Below are 2,877 nucleotides of genomic sequence, written 5' to 3'. Positions count from 1 at the left end.
GGGAGCGGTGTTATTTCAGCAGGTCCTGAAGGGTTGCCAGGGTGTCGGCCTCATCGACGCTCTTGTCCTTGCGCCAACGCAACATCCGTGGAAACCGCACCGCGATCCCGCTCTTGTGGCGCTTGGACAAGGCGATGCCTTCGAAGCCCAGTTCGAACACCAGGGTCGGCGTCACGCTGCTCACCGGGCCGAATTTTTCCACCGTGGTCTTGCGCACGATGCTGTCGACCTGGCGCATCTCCTCATCGGTCAGGCCTGAATACGCCTTGGCAAATGGCACGAGAGTACGCTCGCGACTGCCGGGCGGGTTGTCCCACACGGCGAAGGTGTAGTCGCTGTACAGGCTGGCGCGTCGGCCATGGCCGCGTTGGGCGTAGATCAATACGGCGTCGACGCTGAAGGGGTCGATTTTCCATTTCCACCAGACGCCCATGTCCTTGGTCCGGCCGACACCGTACAGGGCGTTGCGGGCCTTGAGCATCATGCCTTCGACGCCCAGGCTACGAGATGCTTCGCGTTGGCGGGCGAGGTCGAGCCAGTCCTGGCCGGTCACGACGGGCGATGGCAACAGCACGGGGCTGTGGCAGCGGGCAACCAGGGTTTCCAATTGCTCGCGGCGCTCGGCCTGGGGCCGGCTGCGCCAATCCTCGCCTTGCCATTCCAACAGATCGTAGGCCATCACCACCACGGGGGCGTCTTCAAGGATTTTCTTGCCCAAGGTCTTGCGACCGATACGTTGTTGCAACAACGCGAAGGGCTGCACGGCCGGTTGCAGCGGTGCCTCCGGGTCGAAGGCGTCCTCGGTGACTGACTCGGGGGCTTTCCAGACCACGATTTCGCCGTCGATCACCGTACCGTCGGGCAACGCCTGGGCCAGGGGATGCAATTCCGGAAAGCGTTCAGTCACCAGGTCCTCGCCTCGTGACCACACCCACAAATGTCCGTCGCGCTTGATCACCTGGGCGCGGATCCCGTCCCATTTCCATTCCACTTGCCAGTCGCTGGCCGGCCCCAGCAGTGCGTCGAATTGATCCACTGGCGCAGACAACGCATGGGCCAGGAAGAACGGATAAGGCTGGCCGCCGCGCTGGGCATGTTCGTCATCGGACTCGACGGCGATCAGCTTGAGGTAGCGGGCCGCCGTGGGGCGATGGGACAGATCGGTGTAGCCCACCAGTCGTTGGGCCACCCGTTTGCTGTCCAGTCCGGCCATGGCGGCCAATGCCCGGGTCACCAACAGCTTGGACACGCCGACGCGGAAACTGCCGGTGATGAGCTTGATGCACAGCATCAGGCTTGGCCGGTCGAGCTGTGCCCACAGCGCCGGCAATCGTTCGGCCAGCACGTCGGGCGACTCGCCGCGTAACGGCAGCAGCTTTTCCTCGATCCACTGCGCCAGGCCTGCGTCGGAGCTGTGGGTCGATTCCGGCAATACCAGCGAGATGGTTTCGGCCAGGTCGCCCACGGCCTGATAACTTTCCTCGAACAACCACAATGACAAACCGGACACCTGGACCGCCAGCTCCCGGAGGATTTTCACGGGCACCAACTGCCGTGGTCGCCCACCGGACAGGAAGTAAACCGCCCAGGCGGCGTCCTCGGCGGGCGCCTTGGCGAAATAATCCTGCATGGCGGCCAGCTTGGCGTTGCTGGACGTGGTGGCGTCCAGTTCGGCGTACAGCTCGGCGAAGGCTTTCATGAAGCATCCCCAGCCGTGCCGACCGCCGAGGCGATGTCCTCTTCATCGTCTCCGTACTCCGTCGTGAAACCTTGCGCGTCGAGGCCTTGTTCGCGCAGATGGCGCACCAGCACCGCCACCGAGCCATGGGTCACCATCACCCGCTCGGCACCGGTCTGTTCGATTGCCCAGAGCAGGCCCGGCCAGTCGGCGTGGTCGGACAATACGAAGCCCCGGTCCACGCCACGACGCCGACGCGTGCCGCGCAAGCGCATCCAGCCGCTGGCGAAGCCATCGCTGTAGTCGCCGAACCGACGCATCCACGTGCTTCCACCGGCGGAGGGTGGGGCGATGACCAAGGCCTGGCCCATGATCGGGTCATTCTTTTTGACATCGCCGGCGTAGAGGGTTGGCGGCAAACGCACCCCTGCCTCGCGATAAACCCGATTCAGTGGCTCCACCGCACCATGGGCGAGGATCGGCCCGAGGCTTGCGTCGATGCCATGGAGAATTCGCTGAGCCTTGCCAAAGGAATAACAGAGCAACACGCTGGCCCGGCCGACGGCAATGTTCCCGCGCCACCATTGGTTGATTTCCTCGAAGATCTGCGCCTGGGGTTGCCAGCGATAAATCGGCAGGCCGAAGGTGGATTCGGTGATGAACGTATGACATTTCACCGGTTCGAACGGCGCACAGGTGCCGTCGGGCTCGACTTTGTAATCGCCGGACGCCACCCACACCTCGCCTTGATGTTCCAGCCGCACCTGGGCCGAGCCCAGCACGTGGCCGGCAGGGTGAAAGCTCAAGGTGACGCCGTGATGTTGCAGGCGCTCGCCGTAGGGCAGGGTTTGCAGGTTGATGTCCTGGCCCAGTCGGGAGCGCAGGATGCCTTCGCCGGGTGCCGCTGCCAGGTAATGCTGGTTGCCGCCGCGCGCATGGTCACCGTGGGCGTGGGTGATGACCGAGCGTTCCACTGGGCGCCAGGGATCGATGTAGAAATCTCCCGGCGGACAATACAGGCCTTCGGGGCGGGCAATGACAAGATCCATGCGATTACCGGGGCGATGGGCTTGTCCGGTAGAGGTGGGGGCGAGGGGAGAAGTTCGATTGGGTTTGGGGCGAGAGTACAGTTGAAAAGTACGTGGACAGAGTATTGATTCTGGTTCACCAAGTTCTCGTGGCGAGGGAGCTTGCTCCCG

The 2,877-nt window shown here is 63.6% G+C and carries 2 protein-coding genes; both read right to left on the bottom strand.

From position 1 onward, the window contains the following. Nucleotides 1-10: 10 nt before the first annotated feature. Nucleotides 11-1,699, bottom strand: a complete 1,689-nt coding sequence (locus OC610_RS24720) for an ATP-dependent DNA ligase (protein WP_264431612.1) — start codon at nucleotides 1,697-1,699, stop codon at nucleotides 11-13. After that, a complete protein-coding gene (locus OC610_RS24715) occupies nucleotides 1,696-2,727 on the bottom strand; it encodes a ligase-associated DNA damage response exonuclease (protein ID WP_264431609.1) in 1,032 nt (343 codons plus the stop codon). The genes OC610_RS24720 and OC610_RS24715 overlap by 4 nt, the downstream gene beginning before the upstream one ends. Between the last annotated feature and the right edge of the window lie 150 nt (nucleotides 2,728-2,877).

Origin of the sequence: Pseudomonas agronomica (assembly GCF_025917275.1) — a bacterium.
Classification (GTDB): Bacteria; Pseudomonadota; Gammaproteobacteria; order Pseudomonadales; family Pseudomonadaceae; genus Aquipseudomonas; species Aquipseudomonas agronomica.
This window is presented reverse-complemented; position numbering and strand designations above follow the sequence as displayed.

Excerpts from the sequence above, each read along its gene's own strand:
- OC610_RS24715 (WP_264431609.1), bottom strand. The coding sequence starts at position 2,727 with ATGGATCTTGTCATTGCCCGCCCCGAAGGCCTGTATTGTCCGCCGGGA.
- OC610_RS24720 (WP_264431612.1), bottom strand. The coding sequence starts at position 1,699 with ATGAAAGCCTTCGCCGAGCTGTACGCCGAACTGGACGCCACCACGTCC.